This window comes from Achromobacter aloeverae, assembly GCF_004121055.1.
Classification (GTDB): Bacteria; Pseudomonadota; Gammaproteobacteria; order Burkholderiales; family Burkholderiaceae_B; genus Bordetella_C; species Bordetella_C aloeverae.
Map to the genome: position 1 here is coordinate 1,254,866 of NZ_PYAL01000001.1, position 21,432 is coordinate 1,276,297.

The 21,432-nt window shown below is 65.8% G+C and carries 22 protein-coding genes; 8 read left to right on the forward strand and 14 right to left on the reverse strand.

What is annotated here, in order from left to right; translation table 11 throughout:
* Positions 1 to 55: 55 nt before the first annotated feature.
* Positions 56 to 976, forward strand: coding sequence for a LysR family transcriptional regulator (locus C7R54_RS05445; protein ID WP_129149109.1), 921 nt, complete (start codon positions 56 to 58; stop codon positions 974 to 976).
* A 72-nt stretch (positions 977 to 1,048) separates the two neighbouring features.
* Here the strand turns inward: C7R54_RS05445 and lptF are convergent, their stop codons facing one another.
* Complete coding sequence (gene lptF, locus C7R54_RS05450; RefSeq protein ID WP_129149110.1) at positions 1,049 to 2,179, reverse strand: LPS export ABC transporter permease LptF; 1,131 nt, start codon at positions 2,177 to 2,179, stop codon at positions 1,049 to 1,051.
* Positions 2,180 to 2,234: 55 nt separating this feature from the next.
* Here lptF and C7R54_RS05455 point away from each other — a divergent pair, with 55 nt between their 5' ends.
* The 7 genes from C7R54_RS05455 (at position 2,235) to C7R54_RS05485 (ending at position 9,349) form a co-directional block, all read left to right on the forward strand.
* Positions 2,235 to 3,752, forward strand: coding sequence for a leucyl aminopeptidase (locus tag C7R54_RS05455; RefSeq protein WP_129149111.1), 1,518 nt, complete (start codon positions 2,235 to 2,237; stop codon positions 3,750 to 3,752).
* A gap of 13 nt (positions 3,753 to 3,765) precedes the next feature.
* Positions 3,766 to 4,230 (forward strand): DNA polymerase III subunit chi, encoded by a 465-nt coding sequence (locus tag C7R54_RS05460; protein ID WP_129149112.1) that lies wholly within the window; start codon positions 3,766 to 3,768, stop codon positions 4,228 to 4,230.
* Positions 4,231 to 4,264: 34 nt separating this feature from the next.
* Positions 4,265 to 4,552 carry a hypothetical protein gene (locus C7R54_RS05465; protein WP_129149113.1) on the forward strand — a complete coding sequence of 96 codons (288 nt, stop codon included), beginning with the start codon at positions 4,265 to 4,267 and terminating at the stop codon, positions 4,550 to 4,552.
* A gap of 215 nt (positions 4,553 to 4,767) precedes the next feature.
* On the forward strand, positions 4,768 to 5,484 hold the full coding sequence (locus tag C7R54_RS05470; RefSeq protein WP_129149114.1) for a Bax inhibitor-1/YccA family protein: 717 nt from the start codon (positions 4,768 to 4,770) through the stop codon (positions 5,482 to 5,484).
* A gap of 279 nt (positions 5,485 to 5,763) precedes the next feature.
* Positions 5,764 to 6,690 carry an aldo/keto reductase gene (locus tag C7R54_RS05475; RefSeq protein WP_158021155.1) on the forward strand — a complete coding sequence of 309 codons (927 nt, stop codon included), beginning with the start codon at positions 5,764 to 5,766 and terminating at the stop codon, positions 6,688 to 6,690.
* A gap of 4 nt (positions 6,691 to 6,694) precedes the next feature.
* Positions 6,695 to 8,038 carry an NTP/NDP exchange transporter gene (locus C7R54_RS05480; protein ID WP_129149116.1) on the forward strand — a complete coding sequence of 448 codons (1,344 nt, stop codon included), beginning with the start codon at positions 6,695 to 6,697 and terminating at the stop codon, positions 8,036 to 8,038.
* 30 nt (positions 8,039 to 8,068) lie between these two features.
* Positions 8,069 to 9,349, forward strand: a complete 1,281-nt coding sequence (locus tag C7R54_RS05485) for an NTP/NDP exchange transporter (RefSeq protein ID WP_158021156.1) — start codon at positions 8,069 to 8,071, stop codon at positions 9,347 to 9,349.
* Here C7R54_RS05485 and C7R54_RS05490 read toward each other — a convergent pair.
* The 13 genes from C7R54_RS05490 to acpP all read right to left on the reverse strand — a co-directional run bounded on the left by C7R54_RS05490 (position 9,332) and on the right by acpP (position 21,228).
* Positions 9,332 to 10,051, reverse strand: a complete 720-nt coding sequence (locus C7R54_RS05490) for an NADPH-dependent F420 reductase (RefSeq protein ID WP_204524286.1) — start codon at positions 10,049 to 10,051, stop codon at positions 9,332 to 9,334. The genes C7R54_RS05485 and C7R54_RS05490 overlap by 18 nt on opposite strands.
* A gap of 100 nt (positions 10,052 to 10,151) precedes the next feature.
* Positions 10,152 to 10,742, reverse strand: coding sequence for a DNA repair protein RecO (gene recO, locus C7R54_RS05495; RefSeq protein ID WP_129149118.1), 591 nt, complete (start codon positions 10,740 to 10,742; stop codon positions 10,152 to 10,154).
* Between the two features lie 12 nt (positions 10,743 to 10,754).
* Entirely contained in the window at positions 10,755 to 11,645 is an 891-nt protein-coding gene (gene era, locus C7R54_RS05500) for a GTPase Era (RefSeq protein ID WP_129149119.1), read from the reverse strand.
* On the reverse strand, positions 11,642 to 12,400 hold the full coding sequence (rnc, locus tag C7R54_RS05505) for a ribonuclease III (RefSeq protein WP_129149120.1): 759 nt from the start codon (positions 12,398 to 12,400) through the stop codon (positions 11,642 to 11,644). The genes era and rnc overlap by 4 nt, the downstream gene beginning before the upstream one ends.
* Position 12,401: 1 nt before the next feature.
* Complete coding sequence (gene lepB, locus C7R54_RS05510) at positions 12,402 to 13,286, reverse strand: signal peptidase I (protein ID WP_129149121.1); 885 nt, start codon at positions 13,284 to 13,286, stop codon at positions 12,402 to 12,404.
* Between the two features lie 20 nt (positions 13,287 to 13,306).
* A complete protein-coding gene (gene lepA, locus C7R54_RS05515; protein WP_129149122.1) occupies positions 13,307 to 15,100 on the reverse strand; it encodes a translation elongation factor 4 in 1,794 nt (597 codons plus the stop codon).
* 96 nt (positions 15,101 to 15,196) lie between these two features.
* A complete protein-coding gene (locus C7R54_RS05520) occupies positions 15,197 to 16,705 on the reverse strand; it encodes a DegQ family serine endoprotease (RefSeq protein ID WP_129149123.1) in 1,509 nt (502 codons plus the stop codon).
* Between the two features lie 108 nt (positions 16,706 to 16,813).
* Positions 16,814 to 17,872, reverse strand: coding sequence for a MucB/RseB C-terminal domain-containing protein (locus C7R54_RS05525; protein WP_129149124.1), 1,059 nt, complete (start codon positions 17,870 to 17,872; stop codon positions 16,814 to 16,816).
* On the reverse strand, positions 17,872 to 18,399 hold the full coding sequence (locus C7R54_RS05530) for a sigma-E factor negative regulatory protein (RefSeq protein ID WP_240039378.1): 528 nt from the start codon (positions 18,397 to 18,399) through the stop codon (positions 17,872 to 17,874). The genes C7R54_RS05525 and C7R54_RS05530 overlap by 1 nt, the downstream gene beginning before the upstream one ends.
* 13 nt (positions 18,400 to 18,412) lie before the next feature.
* Positions 18,413 to 19,012 carry an RNA polymerase sigma factor RpoE gene (gene rpoE, locus C7R54_RS05535; RefSeq protein WP_129149125.1) on the reverse strand — a complete coding sequence of 200 codons (600 nt, stop codon included), beginning with the start codon at positions 19,010 to 19,012 and terminating at the stop codon, positions 18,413 to 18,415.
* Positions 19,009 to 19,539 (reverse strand): hypothetical protein, encoded by a 531-nt coding sequence (locus tag C7R54_RS05540; RefSeq protein WP_129149126.1) that lies wholly within the window; start codon positions 19,537 to 19,539, stop codon positions 19,009 to 19,011. Before C7R54_RS05540 ends, rpoE begins: the two co-directional genes overlap by 4 nt.
* 1 nt (position 19,540) lies before the next feature.
* The gene (gene fabF / locus C7R54_RS05545; RefSeq protein ID WP_129149127.1) at positions 19,541 to 20,770 is read right to left on the reverse strand and encodes a beta-ketoacyl-ACP synthase II; all 1,230 of its coding nucleotides are present in this window, start codon (positions 20,768 to 20,770) and stop codon (positions 19,541 to 19,543) included.
* A 218-nt stretch (positions 20,771 to 20,988) separates the two neighbouring features.
* Entirely contained in the window at positions 20,989 to 21,228 is a 240-nt protein-coding gene (gene acpP, locus C7R54_RS05550; protein ID WP_003813816.1) for an acyl carrier protein, read from the reverse strand.
* Positions 21,229 to 21,432 lie beyond the last annotated feature (204 nt).

Here is a 21,432-nt window from a genome sequence, read left to right on the forward strand (position 1 = left end):
GTTCAAAATTGCACAACCCGGCCGATGACCCGACCGATGCGTGGAGCGAGACGAGATGCTGGATTGGGACAGCCTGCGATATTTCCTGGCGGTGGCGCGCACGCAGCGCGTGAGCGCGGCCGCGCGCCTGCTGGGCGTTGAGCACACCACCGTCGCTCGCCGCGTGCGGGCGCTGGAGGCGGAAATGGATGTCCTGCTCTTCGAAAAATCCCGCAGCGCCGGCTTCATGCTGACCGAGGACGGGCAAAGGTTGTTCGTCCACGCCGAACAGATGGAAACCTGCGTGCACAATGCGCGCGAGAACCTGTCCGGCGTCGGCCAGGCGCCGTCGGGCCATATGCGCATCGGCGCCACGGAGGGTTTCGGCAGCTATGTCCTGACGCCGCTGGCGGCGGACTTCCAGCGCCGCTATCCGCACATCACCCTGGACATCCTGCCGGTGCCGCGCTTCGTCAGCCTGTCCAAGCGCGAGGCCGATCTCGCCATCACCATCGAGCGTCCCCAGCGCGGGCCTTATGTGTGCAGCAAGCTCTGCGACTACGCCTTGAAGCTCTACGGCACGCCCGAGTACCTGGCGCGCCATCCGGCCATCCGCCATCGCGACGACCTTTCCACCCACACTTTCATCGGCTACGTGGACGAACTGCTGTTCAGCGAAAGCCTGCGCTACCTGGAAGACCTGCTGCCCGCCAGCCGGGTGGTACTACGCAGCACCAGCGTCATCGCCCAGTACCACGCGGCGCTGCAAGGCCAGTCGCTGGCCATCCTGCCCTGCTTCATCGCGGCGCAGGACCCGCGCCTGGTCCCCATCCTGGAGCGCGAGATATCGATCACCCGCAGTTTCTGGATGTATTGCCACGAGGACCTGCGCAGGCTCAAGCGGGTCACCCTGCTGTGGGAGTTCATGCGCAAGTCCGTGCTGCGCAATGCCTCGCTGCTGGCGGGCCGCGGCGGCGCGCTGCGCTACCTGCCCTGACGGGCGCCGGCATGGCAGTGGCGCCGCCGCGAAAAAGAAAGGGGCGCGGTCTCGCGCCCCCTTCCCCGAACGTCACGCCGCGGCGGGTCGCGGCGGCTTGCCGCCTTTGTCGCGCGGCGCCTTCACGCGCAGCCGCCGATGGAACAGGTAGAGACCGAAAAGCAGCACCGCGGCATGTATCGCCCACGAACCCACGCTGAAAGGCACCCGGCCATCGCTGATCCAGGCGCGGACCAGGTTGATCAGGTTCATGTACAGCAGGGCCACCAGGCCGGAAATCAACAAGTCCCCGGAACGGCCAAGACGCGGATTGACCGCGCCCAGCGGAATCGCCAGCAGCGCCAGGTTCAACGCGGCCAGGGGCATGGACAGCCGCCACATCACCTGGGACCACGCGCTGGTGGTGTTGTCGTTCATCAACTGGAACGTCGAACGGGCCTTGCTGGAACGCTCGGCGGCGGCGCGCGCCGCGTCCACCGGGTCGGTGGCGGTCTTGCTTTCCAGGCGCACGCCGTAATGCTCGAAGGCGACCATGCGGAATTCGGGCGACCCCGGCTTCAGGTCGTAGCGATGGCCCGCGCCCAGCACCAGGAAGCGGTCGCCATTGGGCTGGACTTCGGTGTGGGCGCTTTCCGCCGTCAGCACGCTCAGCCACTCCGGGTCGATGGCGCGCACGAAGACGTGGCCCAGTTCGTCATGGGGGTCGGTGGGGTTCTCCGCGAAGAACACGCGGGCGCCATCATTGGATTCGCCGAACTGGCCGGCGGTCACCTTGGACAGGTCGGAACGCTGCTCGAAGCGCTCGCGGTATTCGCCGATCTGCCGATAAGCCCAGGGCGACGCCTCCAGGGTCAGCACCGCCACGATGAAGGCAACCGGTATCGCCACGCGCATGACCGGACGCAGCCAGTCCGCCAGCGACAATCCGCTGGCGAACCAGACGACCATCTCGGACTCGCGGTAATTGCGGGTGACCGTGGTCAGCACCGCGATGAACAGCGCCACGGTCATGATGGTCGGCAGGGCCGTGATGGTCGAGAACGTTGCCAGGCCCAGCACCACGTCGGCGCCTATCGTCCCGCCGGCGGCTTCGCCGAGCAGACGCACCAGCAGGACACTGAGCCAGACCACCACGAGCGTGGAAAACACTACGCCTGCGTGACTCGTGATCTCGCTGACGACAGACCGTTTGAATAGGGACATGGGAGAATATGCGGGATAATCGTCCGCACTGAACGACACACGGGAAAAAGCCCTCATGGAATTTAGCACACACAGCACCGCCTCCTTGCATCAGATCAAGACCGCCGCGCTGGCGCTGGGCGTCTACGCCGACGGCATGCTCTCCCCTGCCGCCGAACTGATCGACCGCGCCAGCAACGGCGCCGTGCGCGAAGTCGTAAAAAGCGAATTCCGCGGCCGTCCCGGCAGCACCCTGGTCCTGCGCGCGCTGGCCGGCGTGACCGCCCAGCGCATCGTGCTGGTCGGCCTGGGCAAGCAGGCCGAGTACGGCGCGCGCGCCCACGCCGCCGCCGAACAGGGCTTTGCCGCCTACCTGGTGTCGGCCCAGCTGTCCGAAGGCGTTTCGACGCTGGTGGCCAACCCTTATGCCGACTCCACGGTGCGCGCGCGTGCCCGCGCCGCGGCAATCGCGGCCGGCGGCGCCGCGTATCACTACGACGCCACCTTCGGCAAACCCGACCGCGATGCCCGTCCCAAGCTGAAGAAGATCACGCAAGTCGTCGAGCGCGGCGACGCCAGCCAGGCCCAGGCCGGCCTGCGCGAAGGCGGCGCCATCGCCAACGGCATGGAATTGGCGCGCACGCTGGGCAACCTGCCCGGGAATGTGTGCACCCCCACCTACCTCGGCGAAACGGCCAGGAAGCTGGGCCGCGAATTCAAATCGCTGAAGGTCGAGGTGCTGGAGCGCAAGCAGATCGAGGCCCTGGGCATGGGCTCGTTCCTGTCCGTGGCGCGCGGTTCCGACGAGCCGCCGCGCTTCATCGTGCTGCGCCACACGCCGCCCAAGCCGGCCGGCGCGCGCAAGGCCGCAACCAAGGAAGGCGCGGGTCCCGTGGTGCTGGTCGGCAAGGGCATCACCTTCGACTCCGGCGGCATCTCGATCAAGCCGGCCGCGACCATGGACGAAATGAAGTTCGACATGTGCGGCGCCGCCAGCGTGCTGGGCACCTTCCGCGCCCTGGCCGAGCTGGAGCTGCCCTTCGAGGTCGTCGGGCTGGTCGCCAGCTGCGAGAACATGCCCAGCGGCAAGGCCAACAAGCCGGGCGACGTGGTCACCACGATGTCGGGCCAGACCGTCGAAATCCTCAACACGGACGCCGAAGGCCGCTTGATCCTGTGCGACGCGCTGACCTACGCGGAACGCTTCAAGCCTTCCGCCGTCATCGATATCGCCACGCTCACCGGCGCCTGCGTGGTGGCCCTGGGCAACGTCAACAGCGGCCTGTTCTCCAAGGACGACGCCCTGGCCGACGCCTTGCTGAAGGCCGGCCGCGAGTCGCTCGACACCGCCTGGCGCATGCCCCTGGACGATGCCTACCAGGACCAGTTGAAGTCGAACTTCGCCGACATCGCGAATATCGGCGGTCCGCCGGCCGGCGCGGTGACCGCGGCCTGCTTCCTGTCGCGCTTCACCAAGGCCTACCGCTGGGCCCACCTGGACATCGCCGGCACGGCGTGGCGGGGCGGCAAGGACAAGGGCTCGACCGGCCGTCCGGTTCCCCTGCTCATGCAGTACCTGCTGAACCAGGCCTGACCGGCGCCGTCGCATGCCGCGCATCGACTTTGCCTTCGGCGCCTCCGACCGCGTGCGCACGGCCTGCCAGGTGGCGCGCAAGCAGTACCTGGCAGGCCAGCGGCTGGTGGTGTATTGCACCGACCCCAGCCGCCTGGCCGCCTTCGACCGCATGCTGTGGGCGCTGGACGATATCTCCTTCGTTCCGCATGTCCTGGCCACCGACCCGCTGGCCGGGGTAACGCCCGTATTGTTGACGGCGTCGGACCCGGCGCGCGCGGCCGCGGCCGCCGGCCCCGATGGCACGCCGCCCTGGCTGCTGAATTTGGACGATGACTGCCCGCCCGGCTACGATGGCTATGAGCGGGTCCTGGAAATCGTCTCGCAGGACGACGCCGACCGGCAGGCCGCGCGGCAGCGCTGGCGCGCCTACGTCGCCGCCGGCCATGAACCGCAAAGCCACGCTATCGGCGCGGGCCAGCGCGGCCAGGAAGGCTGAGCCGGCCAGCCAGGAATACAGAGAGGTTTTACGCATGCCTGACGTTCGGGACGAAGATCCCGCCATACCTACCCTCACGATCCCCGCCAGCCCGGAAGCGCCGGTTGCGCCGGCGCAGCTTCCGCCGCTGCTCACCGAGGTCGTGGCGCGCGGCGAGGCGCATCTGCCCCCCGACCCGGTACTGCGCGCCGCCTTGCAGGCGGAGCTGGAACACATGCTGGCGCAGGCGCTGGAGCGAGCGATGACGCATGTGCGCGAAGAAATGGAAGCGGAATTGCCGGCGGCGGTGACTCGCGTGGTATCGCGCTTGCGCCCCGGCTGAGGCGCCGCCGCGACGGACGCAAGAACAGCCCATGGCGCGGGAATGGCCTAATCCTTCGGATGGGTCCCGGGCCAGGCCTTGCGATGCCGGGATTTGCCCCTATGTTCTGCGGTGGTCGCGCTGATAAAATCCACGATGTCAGGGAACTGTCAGATAGACTTTCCGTCAAAGTAGATTGTGGCCGTCCCTAAAAGGCCCTTACAGGAGTCAAACTCATGAACGATTATCGTCCGTCCCCGTTTAACCGCGCAGGCGCGTACGCCGGCGCACCGGGCGAAGTGGTCCGCAACCGGGTCTTGCGCAATACGTACTGGTTGCTGGCCGTGTCGCTCATCCCCACGGTGCTCGGCTCCGCGGTGGGCCTTTACACCGGCATCAACCGCGTGATGGCCGCCAGCCCCGGCATGTCCGCCATCATCTTCCTGCTGGGCGCTTTCGGCCTGATGTTCGGCATCGAACGCAACAAGAACAGCGGACTGGGCGTCGCCCTGCTGCTGGCCTTCACGTTCTTCATGGGCGTCATGCTGTCGCGCCTGCTGGGCTTCGTGCTGGGCCTGCAGAATGGCTCGCAGTTGATCATGATGGCTTTCGGCGGCACCGCCGTGGTGTTCGGCGCCATGGCCACCTTGTCGACGACCATCAAGCGCGACCTCTCGGGCATGCAGAAGTGGCTGTTCGCGGGCGCCATCGTTATCCTGGTGGCGGCGCTGGCCAACATCTTCCTGCAATTGCCGGCGATGATGCTGGCCATCTCGACGTTGGCCGTGGTGATCTTCTCGGCTTTCATGCTGGTGGACTTGCAGCGCGTGGTCAATGGCGGTGAAACCAACTACGTCAGCGCCACGCTGGCCATCTACCTGGACGTCTACAACGTCTTCAGCAACCTGCTGGTGCTGTTGAGCGCCTTCAGCGGCGGCGGCAACCGCAACTGATGGTGGCCCTCGGCCGGCCGTTTGCGCGGCCGGCCGGTTTTCATCCAGCGGCTAGTTCCACGGCGTACGCCGGCAGTGCCCCAGCGATGCGCCAGCCGAAAGAACCGACCTCCGGGTCGGTTTTTCTTTTGGATCAACGGTATTGCAGAGCCGATGCCGGCGCCTCCACGCGGTGACAGCCCTTGGGTGCGGCGCCATGAATGCCGCCGCACGCGGCGTTGTCAGGCGTAACTGGCCATGCTACCTTGGTTCCCGGTCCATCCCCTGTGGAGGGGTGCAATGAGCGGACATCGCCTATCCCGACGCAGCGTCCTCGCCCTGCTCGCAAGCCTGGGAGCCTGCGGAGCGGCAGGCCGGCCTGCCTGGTCACAGAACGCCAGCCCCATGCTGGCCCGGCCTATCCCGCACAATCCAGCCGAAACCCTGCCCGTCGTCGGCGTCGGCACGGCGGCGAATTTCAGCGGGGACCCTGGACGCGCGGGATTGATGGCGGTCATCAAGGCATTGGTGGCTGGCGGCGGCAGCGTCATCGACACCGCGCCTTCCTACGGCGAGGCGGAGAGCGTCATTGGCGATATCCTGACGCAGACCGGCCTGGGGCGACGCGTATTCATTGCCACCAAACTGGAGGACTACCAGCCGGGCCGGCTGGCGCCGGAGGCGCGCGCGCCGCTGCAGCGTCTACGGACCGCGAAACTGGACCTGCTGCAATTGCATAACGTGCACGATCCCGGCCAGCGCCTGGCGGAACTCAACAGCCTGAAAGACCTGGGCATTTGCCGCTATACCGGCATTACAACCACCTACCGCAGCGCTTATGGCGCCGTGGAGTCCATCCTCAAGCGCGAGCAACCCGATTTCCTCGAAATCGACTATGCGATCGACAATCGCGACGTGGAGGCGCGGATCCTGCCCGCCGCGCGAGACGCCGGCACGGCGGTACTGGTAGCGTTGCCGCTGGGCCGCGGCGGCCTGTTCCGCAAAGTGCGCGGCAAACCCCTGCCGGACTTCGCCAGCGAGTTCGACTGCAAGAGCTGGAGCCAGTTCTTCCTCAAATTCCTGCTCGGCAATCCGGCTGTCACGGCCGTGATCCCCGGAACCGACAAGGCCGAACACATGATCGATAACCTGGCCGCCGGACAGGGGCGCCTTCCCGACGCGGCAATGCGGACACGCATGGTTCGGTATCTCGAAACCCTGGGCTGAAGCGATGCCGGGACGCCAATTACTTGCAAAACTGATTGGCGCCACCTCGGGAGCCGAACCGCATGAAACGAAAGCGGCGCTGCTCGCCTTCCTGTGCAATTTCGTGCTCCTGGCCAGCTACTACGTCCTGCGTCCGATGCGGGACACGATGGCCACGGTGTTCGGCGTGGCTGCGCTGCAAAACCTGTTTACCGGCACGTTCGTCCTGACGCTGCTCTGCGCGCCGCTGTTCGCGTGGGCGGCGGCCAGGGTCAGGCTGGAGCGGCTCCTGCCTGGCGTGTTCTGGTTCCTGCTTTCCAACCTGCTGATCTTCTATTTCCTGTTCCGCGCAGCGCCGCAGGACCGCTGGCTGGCGGCGGCCTTCTTCTGGTGGTTCAGCGTCATCAACCTGTTCCTGGTCTCCATTTTCTGGACACTGATGGCCGATGTGTTTTCCTCGGGGCAAGCCACCCGGCTATTCGCCTTCATCGCCGCCGGCGGCTCGGCCGGCGCCATCGCCGGGCCGTTGCTGACGGCCGGTTTCGTGCGCAGCGTCGGCGTGGCCGGCATGCTGCTGGTGGCGGGCGCGGGCTTCCTGCTGGTGATCCTGCTGGTGCATCTTCTGATGCGCGAGAAAGCCAGGCTGCGCGCCGCATCGCCGCGGGCGCAGAAGACCACGCTGGATCATCCCCTGCCCGGCCATCCCTTGCGCGGCTTCGCGCTGCTGTTCAAGTCGCCTTTCCTGCTGAACCAGGCCGCCTTCATGTTGCTGATGACCTGGATCGCGACCCTCTTCTATTTCCTGCAGACCGACATCGTCGCCAAGACTTTTTCCGGCATGGAGAACCGCGCCATCGCCTTCGCCGACGTCGACCTGTTCGTGAACGCCGCGACGGCGGCGATCCTGATCCTGGGCCTGGGACGCAGCCTGCAGCGCTTCGGCGTGACGCCCTGCCTGATGCTGACGCCCCTGTTGATGGGCTTGGCGTGCCTGGGCATCGCGATGGCCCCCAGCTTCCTGCTGATCCAGGCGGCGCGCTCCGCGCAGCGTATTTCCCAGTACGCCATCGCCCGCCCCAGCCGGGAAGTGCTGTTCACGGTGATGGACCAGCAAAGCAAGTACAAGGCGAAGAACGTGATCGACACCGCCGTCTATCGCTTTGGCGACCTCACCGCCGCATGGCTGCAAGCGGGGCTGCGCGGCGCCGGCCTAGGCCTGGTGGGCGTCATGGGCTTCGGCATGGCGGTGTCGGCGGCGTGGGGGGTGGTGGCCTGGGCGCTGGGACACCGCTACGAGACCCTGCGCCGCCATGACCAGACGGCGGCGGCGCAGGCGGAGCCGCCTTGGCCGTTGCGCAGCCGGCCTTGATGCGCCCGGGCGCACAGGATGGAAAACGCCATGAAACGCATCTTGAAGCGCATTGCCGGCGTCGAGCCGGAAGAAACCGGGGCGGTGCTGATCGCCTTCGTCTATTTCTTCTTCCTCATGGCCAGCTACTTCATCCTGCGCCCGCTGCGCGACACGATGGGCACGGTCTACGGCGTGGCGCACCTGCAGCAATTGTTTACCGGCACGTTCATCGTCAGCTTCATCGTGGCGCCGATCTTCGCCGGCCTGGCTTCGCGCATCCGGCTGGCCACCTTCCTGCCCTGGGTCTATGGATTCATCGGGCTGACCATGCTGGCCTTCTATGCGCTCTTCGCCCATGGCGCCGACAATCGCTGGGTGGCCGCCGCGTTCTTCGTGTGGCTGTCCACCTTCAACATCCTTACCATCTCGGTGTTCTGGAGCCTGATGGCCGATATCTTTTCCAGCGGCCAGGCCAAGCGCCTGTTCGGCTTCATCGCGGCGGGCGGCACACTGGGCACCATCGCGGCGCCCGCCTTCATCACCTTTTTCGTCAAGACGATAGGCACCAATACCCTGCTGCTGATCTCGGCCGCGGGCTTCTTCGTCACAGCGGGGCTTGTGCGGCTGCTGGAAGCCGAGAAGCGCAAGCTGGCGGCACGGGCGCCGCAGGCGCAACGCACCAGCCTGGACCGGCACCTGGGCGGCAAGCCCTTCGACGGCTTCACGCTGCTGTTCAAGTCGCGCTACCTGATGATGATCGCGCTGTTCCTGCTGCTGATGACCTGGATCTCCACCGTGATCTATTTCCAGCTGGGCGACCTGATCAGCCGCGAATTCACCAGCAGGGCGGCCCGCACCCAGGCTTACGCCAATATCGACCTGGCGGTCAACAGCGCCGCGGTGCTGATCCAGCTATTCGGCACCGGCCGCTTCCTCAAGCGCTTCGGCGTGACGGCCGGCCTGATGCTGAATCCCGTGATCATGGTGGCAGCGTTTCTGGCGGTGGCGTTCTCCCCCATCCTGCTGGTGCTGGGCGGCATCCAGGTGGCGCGCCGTGTGGCGGAGTATGCCGTCGCCAAGCCCAGCCGCGACATGCTGTTCACGGTGGTCGACCAGCAGGCGAAGTACAAGGCCAAGAATGTGATCGACACGGTGGTCTACCGCTTCGGCGACCTCACCTCGTCCTGGGTGTCGGCGGCGGTGCTGCCCTTCGGCGTGGCGGGACTGGCGATGCTGGGCATCGCGATTTCCGCCATCTGGTTTCCCATCGCCTGGATGCTCGGCAGGCGCTACGAGAGCATCCGCGACGACTCAGGGCGCGAGGCCTAGCTTGCGCTTCAACTCCGTGGCCGTGGCTTGCTGGCCGTAACCGGGGTCCCCCCGCTGCTGGAACCTGCGCGCGGTATCCAGGCCGCCCACCAGCACCGGGTCGAAGCCCGCGTCGCGCACCAGGTCCTGCGCGATCCGTACCGCATTCGCGTCGTCGCCGGCAAGCGGGATGGCCAGGCGCGGCGCAGGCCTGTTGGCTTCGGCCTCCAGCACGTGGTAACCCAGGGTGTTGAACGCGCGCACGACATGGGTGCCGGGCAGATACCCTTGCGTCGCGACACCCACGCCCGTGGCCAATGCCTGCTGCGCCATATCGCCGTCGCGGCCGGCCACCGCATTGCAGGCATCCAGCACGACCTTATCCTTCAAGTCCGCCTTGTTGTCCGCCCCGATCTGCGGCAATGCCTTGTAGGGAACGGCAAGGAAGATCACGTCGGCATAGCGGATCGCCTGCGCGACCGTGCCCGCCCGGGCCAACGGACCGAGCTGCTCCACCAACGGCTTCAGCTCGGCGGGATTGCGCGAGGCGAACATCACCGGATGGCCCGCCTTCACCCATAGCGCGCCCACCGTTCCGCCGATATGGCCGGCGCCGATAACGGCAATGGGCTGCCTGGTTTGCGCGCCTGACGGCAGCGGCGCCATCGATATCGACGATATTGCCAGGATGAAAAGAGCGCGGCGCTTCAACGAGAATGTCATTGCGACTCTCCAGGAACAGGGCGGCCTTGGCCTGCTGGAGACGCTACTCCACCTCGCGGCGAAAGTCACGAAACGGCATATTTCTTCAATGTTGGCGGCATCAACCCAGCCGTTGCAGGTCCAGCAGCACTCGCCGCGTCGCCAGTTCGCGGCCGGCCAGGTTCTGCGCCAGGCGTTCGCGCAAGTCGCGCCGCAAGGCGGGCTCCACCGTCGGGTCCTCGAAATCGGGCATTTCCGCATCCACGCCGTAGCCGGTTTCGCGCAGCAGGGTCCACTCGAAGCGGCGCAGGGCCGCGGCGGCGCGGCTGCCGGCCGCCAGCTGGGCCAGCGCCGTCTGGTACGCATCGAACAGGACGGGATGGGCATCCTCGCGCGGCATCAGGCGCAACAGCAGTTCGTTCATGTACCAGGCCGACATCAAGGCGCCGCCGGCCAGGGGCAATACCCCGGCGATCTCGGCCCGCGTCAGCGTCTTCACCTCGCCCGCCCCGGTCCACGACAGGCTCAAGGGCTGGAACGCCGACAAGACCGGCCGCAAGGCCGAATAGGGCCGCTTGGCGCCCTTGGCCACCATGGCCACGCAGCCGAACTCGCGGGAAAAAGCCTGGATCACCAACGACGTCTCGCGCCACGCCGTGGCGTGCAGCATGTATGCAGGGCTGTCCTGCACCCGGGGGGAACGCCGGCTCATGGCAGACCGGCTCTACTCGTAGCCCAGGTCGCGCAAGGCGCCTTCGCGCTCCGACCAGCCCTTGCGTACCTTGATGTAGACCTCCAGGTGCACGGGCTTGTCCAGCATCTTGGCGATGTCCTGGCGCGCCTCGGAAGCGATGCGCTTCATGTGCATGCCGCCGGTTCCCAGCAGGATGGGCTTGTAGCTGTCGCGCTCGACCAGGATGCACGCGGCCACGCGCGCGCCCTTCTCGCTTTCTTCCCACTGCTCGATGACCACGGTGCAGCCATAAGGCAGCTCGTCGCCGACCAGGCGGAAGATCTTCTCGCGGATGAGTTCGGCGGCGATGAAGCGCATGGGACGATCGGTCAGCGTGTCGGCCTCGAACATGGGCTCGTTTTCGGGCAGGCGCTTGGCGATCTCGTCCAGCAGCACGTCCAGCTGGCGATCCTTGGCGGCGCTGACGGGTATCACCGCGCCATAGTCGTGCAGGGAGGTCAGCTTGGCCACATAGGGAAAGAGCTCGTCACGGCTCTTCAGCGCATCGATCTTGTTGACGGCCAGGATGCAGCGCTCGCCCTTGGGTAGCAGGGGCAGCAGCTTGGCATCCCCCTCGGACCACTTGCCGGCCTCGACCACATGCACCACCACGTCCACGTCGTTCAAGGCCTGCGTCACCACGCGGTTCATCATGCGGTTCATGGCGCCGCCATGGCGGGTCTGGAAGCCGGGCGTGTCGACGAAGACGAATTGCTCGTGGTCGCGCGTCAGCACGCCATGGATGCGATGGCGCGTCGTCTGGGCCTTGCGCGAGACGATGGAAATCTTGCTGCCGATGAGGGCATTGTTCAGGGTGGACTTGCCGACATTCGGCCGACCGACGATGGCGACGAAGCCGCAACGGAAAGATTGTTCGCTCATTTCACTTCTTGGGCGACCGCGACGGGCAAGGACAGCTGCGCGGTCTTGCGCGCGCGAGGCGCGCGCTTGGGGTTCTTGGCGGGGCTGGCGGCCTGCGCCGCCTCCAATGCCGACTTGGCCGCGGCCTGTTCGGCCGCGCGGCGGCTGGCGCCGGCGCCCACCACCTTGATTTCCCACGCGGGGATGGCGCATTCGACCTCGAACTGCTGGCTGTGCGCGGCGCCGTGGGTGGCGATCACCGTATACACGGGCAAGGCCAGCTTGCGGCCCTGCAGGAACTCCTGCAACAAGGTCTTGGCATCCTTGCCCAGCGTCTTGGGGTCGACGGTGGCCAGGATGGGCTGGTACTGGCGGGCGATGACGCGGCGCGCGGCCTCGAATCCGCCGTCCAGGAAGACGGCGCCGAAGATGGCTTCCAGCGTGTCGGCCAGGATGGAGGGCCGCCGGAAGCCGCCGCTTTTCAGTTCCCCCTCGCCCAGGCGCAAATCCTGGGAGAGTTCCAGCTTCTGCGCGATGTCCGCCAGCGACGCCTGCTTCACCAGGTTGGCGCGCAAGCGCGAGAGGTCGCCTTCGTCGATCTTGCCGTACCGGTCGAACAGCATGGACGCGACCACGAAGTTCAGGACGGAATCGCCCAGGAATTCGAGCCTCTCGTTGTGGCGCGCACCATGGCTGCGGTGAGTCAGCGCCTGCTCCAGCAGGGCCTCGTCACCGAAGCGGTGATCCAGACGGGATTGCAGCGCGGCTAGGGACATGTCAATTGAATCGGCCGATCCGGCTCAGATCGGAGAAATTCATCCAGATGAAGAAGGCCTTGCCCACGATATTACCGTCCGGAACGAATCCCCAGTAGCGGCTGTCCGCACTATTGTCCCGGTTATCGCCCATGGCGAAATACTGCCCTTCCGGAACCTTGCAGCGCACGCCGGCTCGGGAGTACTGACAGTTCTGCGAGTACGGGAACTGCCAAATGGCCTCATATTGCTGGTATTTTCCTTCTTCCAGCAAGATATCGTGCTGAACGTCGCCCAATGTCTCTTTATATTTGGAGACATAGGCAACCCGGTCCGGCTCGAAATAATTGCCGTCGCGAGTGTGGGTGACTTCCTTGCCGTTTACATACAGTTTCTTGTCCAGGTAGGCGATCTCATCGCCCGGCAGGCCCACCACGCGCTTGATGTAATCCACGTCCGGGTCCACCGGATAGCGGAAGACGATCACGTCGCCGCGTTGCAGGGTGCCGGTATTGATGATCTTGGTGTCCAGGATAGGCAGGCGTATGCCGCGGCTGAACTTGTTCACCAGGATCAGGTCGCCCGACTGCAAGGTGGGCAGCATCGACCCGGACGGAATGCGGAAGGGTTCGACCACGAAGGACCGCAGCACGAAGACGAACAGGATCACCGGAAAAAAGCTGACGGCATATTCGACCCACCAGGGCGCGCGGGTGGCGGTCTCGACCGCCGCGCGGCGCAGGCGCTCGGTCTCGGCGGGGTCGCCGATGGCCGCCGCGTCGACTTGCGCCCAGGCCGCTTCGCCCTTGCGCTTGCGCGACTTGCGCAACACCGTGATGTCCAGCAACCAGACGATGCCGGTCACTACCAGCAGGATGAACAAGATCAGCGCGAAATTCCAGCTCATGTGTAATGCCTTATCGGAACCTATTTGTCTTCCACTTGGAGGATGGCGAGGAAGGCCTCTTGCGGGATTTCCACGCTACCCACCTGTTTCATCCGCTTCTTGCCCGCCTTCTGCTTTTCCAGCAGTTTCTTCTTGCGGGTGATATCGCCGCCATAGCACTTGGCCAGCACGTTCTTGCGCAAGGCCTTGACGTTCTCGCGTGCGATGACTTCGGCGCCGATCGCGGCCTGGATGGCCACGTCGAACATCTGCCGCGGGATCAGTTCGCGCATCTTGGACACCACCTCCCGCGCGCGGTACCGGGCGTTGCTGCGGTGAACGATCATGGACAGGGCATCGACCTTGTCGCCGTTGATCAGCAAGTCCACCCGCACCACGTCGGCGGCACGGTACTCCAGGAACTCGTAGTCCATGGACGCATAGCCGCGCGATACGGACTTCAGCTTGTCGAAGAAGTCCAGCACGATTTCGCCCAGCGGGATCTCGTACACCAGGTGCACCTGGCGACCGTGGTAGCTCATGTTGATCTGGACGCCGCGCTTGTTGTTGCACAAGGTCATGACCGGACCGACATAGTCCTGCGGCATGAACAGCGTCACCTTGACGATGGGCTCGCGAATCTCGGCGATCTTGCCGATTTCGGGCAGGCGCGACGGGCTCTCGATGGAGATCACCTCGCCATCGCGCTGTTCGACCTCGTACACCACCGACGGCGCGGTGGTGATGATGTCCATATCGAACTCGCGCTCAAGCCGCTCCTGCACGATTTCCATATGCAGCAGGCCCAGGAAGCCGCAGCGAAAGCCGAAGCCCAGCGCCTGCGATACTTCCGGCTCGAACATCAGCGCGGCGTCGTTGAGCTTGAGTTTTTCCAGCGAATCGCGCAACTGGTCATATTCGCTGCTTTCCACCGGATAGAGCCCCGCGAACACCTGCGGCTTCACTTCCTTGAAGCCCGGCAGGGGCGCCGGCGCGGCCTTGCCTGCCACGGTGATGGTATCGCCCACCTTGGCGTTGGCCAGTTCCTTGATGCCCGCGATGACGAAACCCACCTCGCCGGCCGACAACTGGGTGCGCTGCACCGACTTGGGGGTGAACACCCCCACCTGCTCGCACAGGTGCGTGGCGCCGGACGCCATCAGCAGGATCTTGTCCTTGGGCCGCAGCACGCCGTTGACGATGCGCACCAGCATGACCACGCCGACATAGTTGTCGAACCAGGAGTCGATGATCAGGGCCTGCAGCGGCGCATCGACCTGGCCCCGGGGCGGCGGCACGCGCGCGACCACGGTTTCGAGTATCTCGTCGATGCCCATGCCGGTCTTGGCGCTGGCCAGCACGGCGTCCGACGCGTCGATACCGATCACGTCTTCCACCTCCTGGCGCGCCCCGTCCGGATCCGCCTGCGGCAGGTCCATCTTGTTGAGGACCGGCAGCACTTCCACGCCCAGCTCGATCGCCGTATAGCAGTTGGCCACGGTCTGCGCCTCCACGCCTTGCGAGGCGTCGACCACCAGCAGCGCGCCCTCGCAGGCCGACAGCGAGCGGCTGACTTCGTACGAGAAGTCGACGTGCCCCGGGGTGTCGATGAGGTTCAGGTTGTAGACCTGGCCGTCCTGCGCCTTGTATTGCAGGGCCGCGGTCTGGGCCTTGATGGTGATGCCACGTTCGCGCTCGATGTCCATGGAGTCGAGCACCTGGGCCGACATCTCGCGATCCGCCAGGCCGCCGCAGCGCTGGATCAGGCGGTCGGCCAGGGTCGACTTGCCGTGATCGATGTGGGCGATGATGGAAAAGTTGCGGATATGCTGCATAGACAGGCGTAAGAGGAAAAAAGGAACGACCAAAAACAAGGGGGCGCGAGGCGCCCCCTTGTTGCGGCAACCAGCGATTTTAGCCGGTCTTTGCCCCTACTTGGACGGCTGGACCGCGACCCACTGGGTCTGGTCGCCACGGCGCACCAGGACGCCGATTGCCTTGGACTTGTCAACCTTGCCGGCCGCCTTGACGAATTGCTCGGGGTTGGCGATGTCGGTGTCGTTTATTGCCAACACAATATCACCCTCCATGATGCCGGCCCGGCCCGCGGCGCCTTCGGCCTGGCGCACCAGGACGCCGCCGGTGATTTTCATCTTGCGCTGGGTTTCCGCCGGCACCGGCACCACCGTCAGGCCCAGGGCGCTGGAGGACTCCGGCTCCGTCTTGGGGTTGGACTTTTCCTTGGCGGCGGTCTTGGGCGGCTGGATTTCCGCGACCTTGACCGTCAGCGTCAGGGACTTGCCCTTGCGCCAGACCTGGAGGGGCGCCACGGTGCCCGGCTTGGTCTCGCCCACCATGCGCGGCAGGTCGGACCAGCGGGCGATGCCGCGGTCATTGAACTTGAGGATGACGTCGCCCGGCTGGACCCCGGCGGCCTCGGCGGGGCTGTCGCCCTCGACGCTGCTGACCAGGGCGCCTTCCGCCTTGGACAAGCCGATGGCGGTGGCCACGTCGTTGGTCACTTCGCCGATCTGCACGCCGATGCGGCCGCGCGTCACCTTGCCGTTGGCGCGCAACTGCTCGACCACCCGCATCACTTCGTCGATCGGGATGGCCAGGGAGATCCCCATGAAGCCGCCGCTGCGCGAAATGATCTGCGAGTTGATGCCGACCACCTCACCCGCCAGGTTCAGCAGCGGGCCGCCCGAGTTGCCGGGATTGACCGCCACATCGGTCTGGATGAAAGGCAGGTAGTCGCCCGTATCGCGGTTGATGGCGCTGATGATCCCCGCCGTGACGGTGGAATCCAGGCCGAACGGCGACCCGATGGCCAGCACCCACTGCCCCTTCTTGAGCTTGGAATCGTCCCCGATGGGCAGCGGCGTCAGGCCCTTGGCGTCGATCTTGAGCAGGGCGACGTCGGTGCGCTCGTCGGTGCCCACGACCTTGGCCTTGAACTCGCGGCCGTCGGTGGTGGTAACGAAGATGTCGGTGGCGTCGCTGACCACGTGGTTATTGGTCAGCACATAGCCGTCGGCCGAAATGAAGAAGCCGGACCCGACGCCGCGCGGCACCGTACGCTCTTCCGGCTCCTTGTTGTTGTCCTTGGGCGTCTTGTCGCGCGGCGCGCGCTGGCCCGGCATGCCCGGCGGCTGGAAGTCCGGGCCGAAGAAGAAGCGGAACAGGTCATAGGGATCCTGGCCGTCCAGGCCCGGGCGGCGCACCGGCACGGTCGCCGTGGTGCGGATATTGACCACCGCCGGATCGGCCTTTTCCACGATGCCGCTGAAATCGGGAAGCGCGACCGTGGGCATGGGGGTCTGCGCCTGGGTTTGCGCCACCGCGGGTGCGCTGGCGGCCCCGGCCAGCGCCGCCACGGCGCCCACCGTCACCAGGACGCGTCGCAGGAACGCGCTCGTCTTCTCATAGGAAAAGTTCATGTACAGCTCCGCTTGGATATACGGGTCTTTCTACCATGGATTCAAGAAGAAAATCCGAGCCGGCCCGCTGCAACACGGCGCGCCGGGAGCGATTTCTTGAAAATTTGTTTATTTCTGGACCGGCGCCGGCGCCGCGGGCGGCACGAACTCGGTCGACTTCGCCAGCTGCTCCAGCGTCCCGGAGGGCACCTCGCCTAGCGCGGTCAGCCAGTAATCGGCAATACGCGTGCCGTAGACGCTGACGGCGCCCCGGCGATAGGCGCCATGGGGCTGGCGGCTGTTGCGCTTCTTGTCGAAAGGCTCGATGAAAACCGAAATGGCGGCCAGTCCATCGGACAGGACCAATTGGCTTACCGATTCGTTGTGCCCCAGGATGCGCGCGACCTGCGACACCTGGACGAAACCGGGCGGCACGGGAATGCGCCAGCCCTGGGCGGTCAGGTCGATCGGCTGCATGGTGGCTTGCTGGACCTTCCAGTCCTTGTACGGCCAGCGCGACTCCAGCAACCTGCCGTCGACGTCCCTGCCCAGGCGCAAGGTGGTGAAGGTCACCTGCTCGATGACGCTATTGCCGCCGGACAGCGTCTGCGCCTTCAGCAGCAGGTCGTTCTGTTCGTCGGCGCACAGGCGATACCCGTAGCGCGCCTTGTCCAGGGGCTCTATCGTGATCATGCGGCACTCGCGGCCCGCGATACGTCGCGGCGCGGCTTCGCTATAGACCTGGTAGAACCGCGTCACCGCCGCCGGCGAACCCAGCAAGAGCCCTGGGAAGCGGTCGGCGCGCCGCTGCTGCGAGAGCACCATCTTGCGTTCGGGCACCAGGCATTGCACGTCGTCGTTATGGCGCAGATATTCGCGCGGCTGGCCGTCCAGCACTTCGAGGCGCTCGCGCTCGCCGCTGCCGTCGACCATGTGCACCAGGCGCGAGGATTGAATCAACTCGCCCTGCTGGTAGGTAAAGATGCCGGCGTAATCCAGCTTGCGCGCGGCCTCCTGGATACGCGACAGCAAGGCTTGCGCCTCTTCCGCGGCCAGGGGCATGCGCGTGGCCGCGCCGCCTTGGGCTTGTGCCAGGCTGCCGCCCAGGCAGGTCAGCAGGGCCACGACAGACAGGCTCATCGCCCGGGTGGCGCCGCGCAGGCTGGGCATCGCCAAGGTCGCGATCATCAGCGCCCGGCCCCCAGGTCGAAGGAAACCTGGCGGATGGCGCTGGGGCCGGCCATCTGCATGTGCGCTTCCAGATAATCGCGGAGCACCGGCTCGTCGGCGGCCGATGCCGCGGGCGTGGCGTCGGCAATGACCCGGGTCTCCTGCGACGGTGCGCTGCCGCCACCCAGCAGGGGCTGGGCTACCCAGACCACCGACGCCACCGCGGCAGCCATCGCCGCGCCGGAAAGGCTCAAGCGCCACGCCGGACGCGAAAACCGGCCCTTGCGCGGCGCCGCCACGATGGTGAGTTCGTTATCCAGCGCCGCCGCCAGGCGGGCGCGAAAACCGGCCGAAGGCGGAATCGCCAGTTCGGCATTGCGCAGGACATCGCCTATCAGGTGGTAGGTATCCCAGGTTTCCCGGCCCTCGGCGACATCCAGGCCGTCGAGCCACTCCTCGGAACCCTCGCCATCCATCCAGGCCGACACCGACGCTTCCCAGGACAGTTCTTCCTCGGACAGTTCGGACGGATCTGTGTGTTGCATGATGACTTGCTCCTTACCAGCGACGATCGGCATCGTTGCCGAGCATGGGCCGCAAACGGGCGGCGACGGCCTCGCGCGCGCGAAAAATCCGCGAACGCACGGTGCCGATGGGACATCCCATGCTCTGGGCGATGTCTTCGTAACTCATTCCTTCAATTTCCCGCAGGACAATCGCCGTGCGCAGCTCTTCAGGCAAGCTCTCGATCGCCGCGTTCACCGTCTCGGCGATTTCGCGGCTGGCGACCATGGATTCGGGGGTGCTTATATCGCTTAGGTTGTCCGCCTCGTTAAAAGTTTCACCATCTTCGTTCTCCACCGCCGTCGGGGCGCTGGGGCGGCGCCCGCTGGAAGCCAGCCAATTGCGCGCGGTATTGATGGCGATACGGTACAGCCAGGTGTAAAAAGCACTCTCGCCACGGAACTGCGGCAAGGCGCGGTAGGCCTTGATGAAAGCTTCCTGGGCGACATCCTCGATTTCCGAGGGGTCGCGGATCATGCGGGAGAGCAGCCGCATGATCTTGCGCTGATACTTCATGACCAGCAGATCGAAAGCCTTCTTGTCGCCGCGCTGGACACGGGTGACCAGTTCGGCGTCGATTTCACGTTCGCTCATGCTGTCCCCGTCTCCCCCGCTGCCGTCGGCGTGCGCGGGGCCTGCCGGCCGCGCACACGCGCGCGGCGCAGGTTCCGATGGCTCAGCAGGCTCAGCCGCCGCCAGGCGGGAGCCGGCAGCGCATCCTGCCAGACGGTGAAGGAAACCCGGCGCGCACGCCAAGGCCCCACGCGGGGGCTGAGCGGCGCCGGCAGATCGCCTTGCAGGGCAAGGCAGCGCCAGCCCCGCGCCACGGCACGCAAGGCCAGCGGGCGCCACCCCCAGGGCTGGCGCACGTACAAGGCATGATCGGCGGTGTAGCGCAAGGCCCGCACGGCGGGCTTGCGCGCACGCGCGCTGGTCGCGGCGCCCGCTACCGCGGCCAGCGCCAGCAGGCAGGCCGACCCGGCGGGCAGGCCCAGCCAGCACAGGGCGCACGCGGCAGCCGCGCCGCCCAGGCAGCGCATGACGGGTTCGGCCAGCACCACCCAGCGCGGCCGCAACACCGGCACGCGCAAGGTCCAGCCGCTATGCTCCCCGGCGCTCAAATCAGATCCGGCGAACAGCCATCGACCCGTTCGTGCCGCCAAATCCGAAGGAGTTGGACAACGCGACGTTGATCTTCATCTGCCGCGCCTCGTTGGCGCAATAGTCCAGGTCGCACTCGGGATCCTGGTTGAAGATGTTGATGGTGGGCGGGGACACCTGATTGTGCACGGCCAGGGTCGTGAAGACGGCTTCGATGCCGCCCGCCGCGCCGAGCAGGTGGCCGGTCATCGACTTGGTCGAATTGACCACCAGCTTGCGCGCGTGGTCGCCGAAGGCCAGCTTCAGGGCGTCGGTTTCGTTCTTGTCGCCCAGCGGCGTCGACGTGCCGTGCGCGTTGACGTAATCCACGTCCTCGGGATTCAGGCCGCCATTGCGCAAGGCGTTGACCACGCCGCGGCGCGGACCGTCCTTGTCCGGCGCGGTGATGTGGTACGCGTCGGAACTCATGCCGTAGCCGACGAATTCACCGTAGATGCGCGCGCCGCGCTTCTTGGCATGCTCGTACTCTTCCAGCACCACCACGCCGGCGCCCTCGCCCAGCACGAAGCCATCACGGTCGCGGTCCCAGGGACGCGACGCCGTGGTGGGGTCGTCGTTGCGGGTGGACAGCGCGCGCATGGCGGCAAAACCGCCGATGCCCAAGGGCGAGACGGTGGACTCGGCACCTCCGGCCACCATCACGTCGGCGTCGCCGTATTCGATCAGGCGGGCGGAATCGCCTATGCTGTGCAAACCCGTCGTGCAGGCGGAAACGACCGCGTAGCTGGGTCCCTTCATGCCGTACTTGATGGACAGCTGGCCGGAGATCAGGTTGATCAACGAACCCGGCACGAAGAACGGCGAAATACGGCGGGGCCCCCGTTCGAGCAGGTCGGTCTGAGTTTCCTCGATACGGGGCAGGCCGCCGATACCCGAACCGATGATCACGCCGATGCGTTCGGCATTTTCCTCGGTGATTTCCAGGCCGCAATCCTGCCAGGCCTGCACGCCGGCCGCCAGGCCGTAATGGATGAAAGTATCCATCTGCCGCGCTTCTTTCGCGGGCATGTATTGCGTAACGTCGAAGTTCTGGACCTCGCCGGCAATATGCGTGGTCAAGGCGCTGGGATCGAAACGGCTGATATGGCGGATGCCGGAACGTCCGTTCACGATATTGTCCCAGGCAGTGGCAATGTCGTTGCCAACGGGGCAGACAATACCCAGTCCGGTGATGACGACGCGTCGTTTCACGGATGACTCCTCAAACAGACAAAACAAAGGCGGCCCGGAACATGCCGCCCGCGAGCGGCGCGCATGCGCGGGGCCTGCCGGTCGGGCGCAAGCCTGGAAGGCCACGCCCGGGCACGGACCGCATGGCCCGACCCCGCGCTATCGCGCGGCATGTTCCAAAAACCGCCCTGGTTCCCGCCGGAGGACCGAACCTCCAGCGCGGGGAAGGAAAGGCTAGCTTACTGCTTACCGTGCGAATTGATGTAATCGATCGCTTGTTGCACGGTCGTGATCTTTTCGGCCTCTTCGTCGGGGATCTCGGTCTCGAATTCGTCTTCGAGGGCCATGACCAGCTCAACCATGTCGAGCGAATCGGCACCGAGGTCGTCAAGAAAGGAAGACTCGTTCTTGATCTCGGCTTCATTGACGCCAAGTTGTTCAGCGACGATCTTCTTGACGCGCTGTTCGATGCTTTCCATGCAGATCTCCAATTGGGAAAAATCCCGCGAATTATAGCCAAGCGCAGAGGAATGCAAACGCCGGGCCGTGAGAAAAAACTTATCCCTGGCAAGCCTTTACCGGGGATACGCGAGCGCCGGATTGACGCCCTTTGCGACGAACCTCGCCCAACGTCGGTCTATCCCCCGTGATTTGAAGGGTGGACCGCATTATGGCGGAGCCCG

Coding starts and splice junctions, on each gene's coding strand:
- C7R54_RS05445 (WP_129149109.1), top strand. CDS start 56: ATGCTGGATTGGGACAGCCTGCGATATTTCCTGGCGGTGGCGCGCACG.
- lptF (WP_129149110.1), bottom strand. CDS start 2,179: ATGTCCCTATTCAAACGGTCTGTCGTCAGCGAGATCACGAGTCACGCA.
- C7R54_RS05455 (WP_129149111.1), top strand. CDS start 2,235: ATGGAATTTAGCACACACAGCACCGCCTCCTTGCATCAGATCAAGACC.
- C7R54_RS05460 (WP_129149112.1), top strand. CDS start 3,766: ATGCCGCGCATCGACTTTGCCTTCGGCGCCTCCGACCGCGTGCGCACG.
- C7R54_RS05465 (WP_129149113.1), top strand. CDS start 4,265: ATGCCTGACGTTCGGGACGAAGATCCCGCCATACCTACCCTCACGATC.
- C7R54_RS05470 (WP_129149114.1), top strand. CDS start 4,768: ATGAACGATTATCGTCCGTCCCCGTTTAACCGCGCAGGCGCGTACGCC.
- C7R54_RS05475 (WP_158021155.1), top strand. CDS start 5,764: ATGAGCGGACATCGCCTATCCCGACGCAGCGTCCTCGCCCTGCTCGCA.
- C7R54_RS05480 (WP_129149116.1), top strand. CDS start 6,695: ATGCCGGGACGCCAATTACTTGCAAAACTGATTGGCGCCACCTCGGGA.
- C7R54_RS05485 (WP_158021156.1), top strand. CDS start 8,069: ATGAAACGCATCTTGAAGCGCATTGCCGGCGTCGAGCCGGAAGAAACC.
- C7R54_RS05490 (WP_204524286.1), bottom strand. CDS start 10,051: ATGACATTCTCGTTGAAGCGCCGCGCTCTTTTCATCCTGGCAATATCG.
- recO (WP_129149118.1), bottom strand. CDS start 10,742: ATGAGCCGGCGTTCCCCCCGGGTGCAGGACAGCCCTGCATACATGCTG.
- era (WP_129149119.1), bottom strand. CDS start 11,645: ATGAGCGAACAATCTTTCCGTTGCGGCTTCGTCGCCATCGTCGGTCGG.
- rnc (WP_129149120.1), bottom strand. CDS start 12,400: ATGTCCCTAGCCGCGCTGCAATCCCGTCTGGATCACCGCTTCGGTGAC.
- lepB (WP_129149121.1), bottom strand. CDS start 13,286: ATGAGCTGGAATTTCGCGCTGATCTTGTTCATCCTGCTGGTAGTGACC.
- lepA (WP_129149122.1), bottom strand. CDS start 15,100: ATGCAGCATATCCGCAACTTTTCCATCATCGCCCACATCGATCACGGC.
- C7R54_RS05520 (WP_129149123.1), bottom strand. CDS start 16,705: ATGAACTTTTCCTATGAGAAGACGAGCGCGTTCCTGCGACGCGTCCTG.
- C7R54_RS05525 (WP_129149124.1), bottom strand. CDS start 17,872: ATGATCGCGACCTTGGCGATGCCCAGCCTGCGCGGCGCCACCCGGGCG.
- C7R54_RS05530 (WP_240039378.1), bottom strand. CDS start 18,399: ATGCAACACACAGATCCGTCCGAACTGTCCGAGGAAGAACTGTCCTGG.
- rpoE (WP_129149125.1), bottom strand. CDS start 19,012: ATGAGCGAACGTGAAATCGACGCCGAACTGGTCACCCGTGTCCAGCGC.
- acpP (WP_003813816.1), bottom strand. CDS start 21,228: ATGGAAAGCATCGAACAGCGCGTCAAGAAGATCGTCGCTGAACAACTT.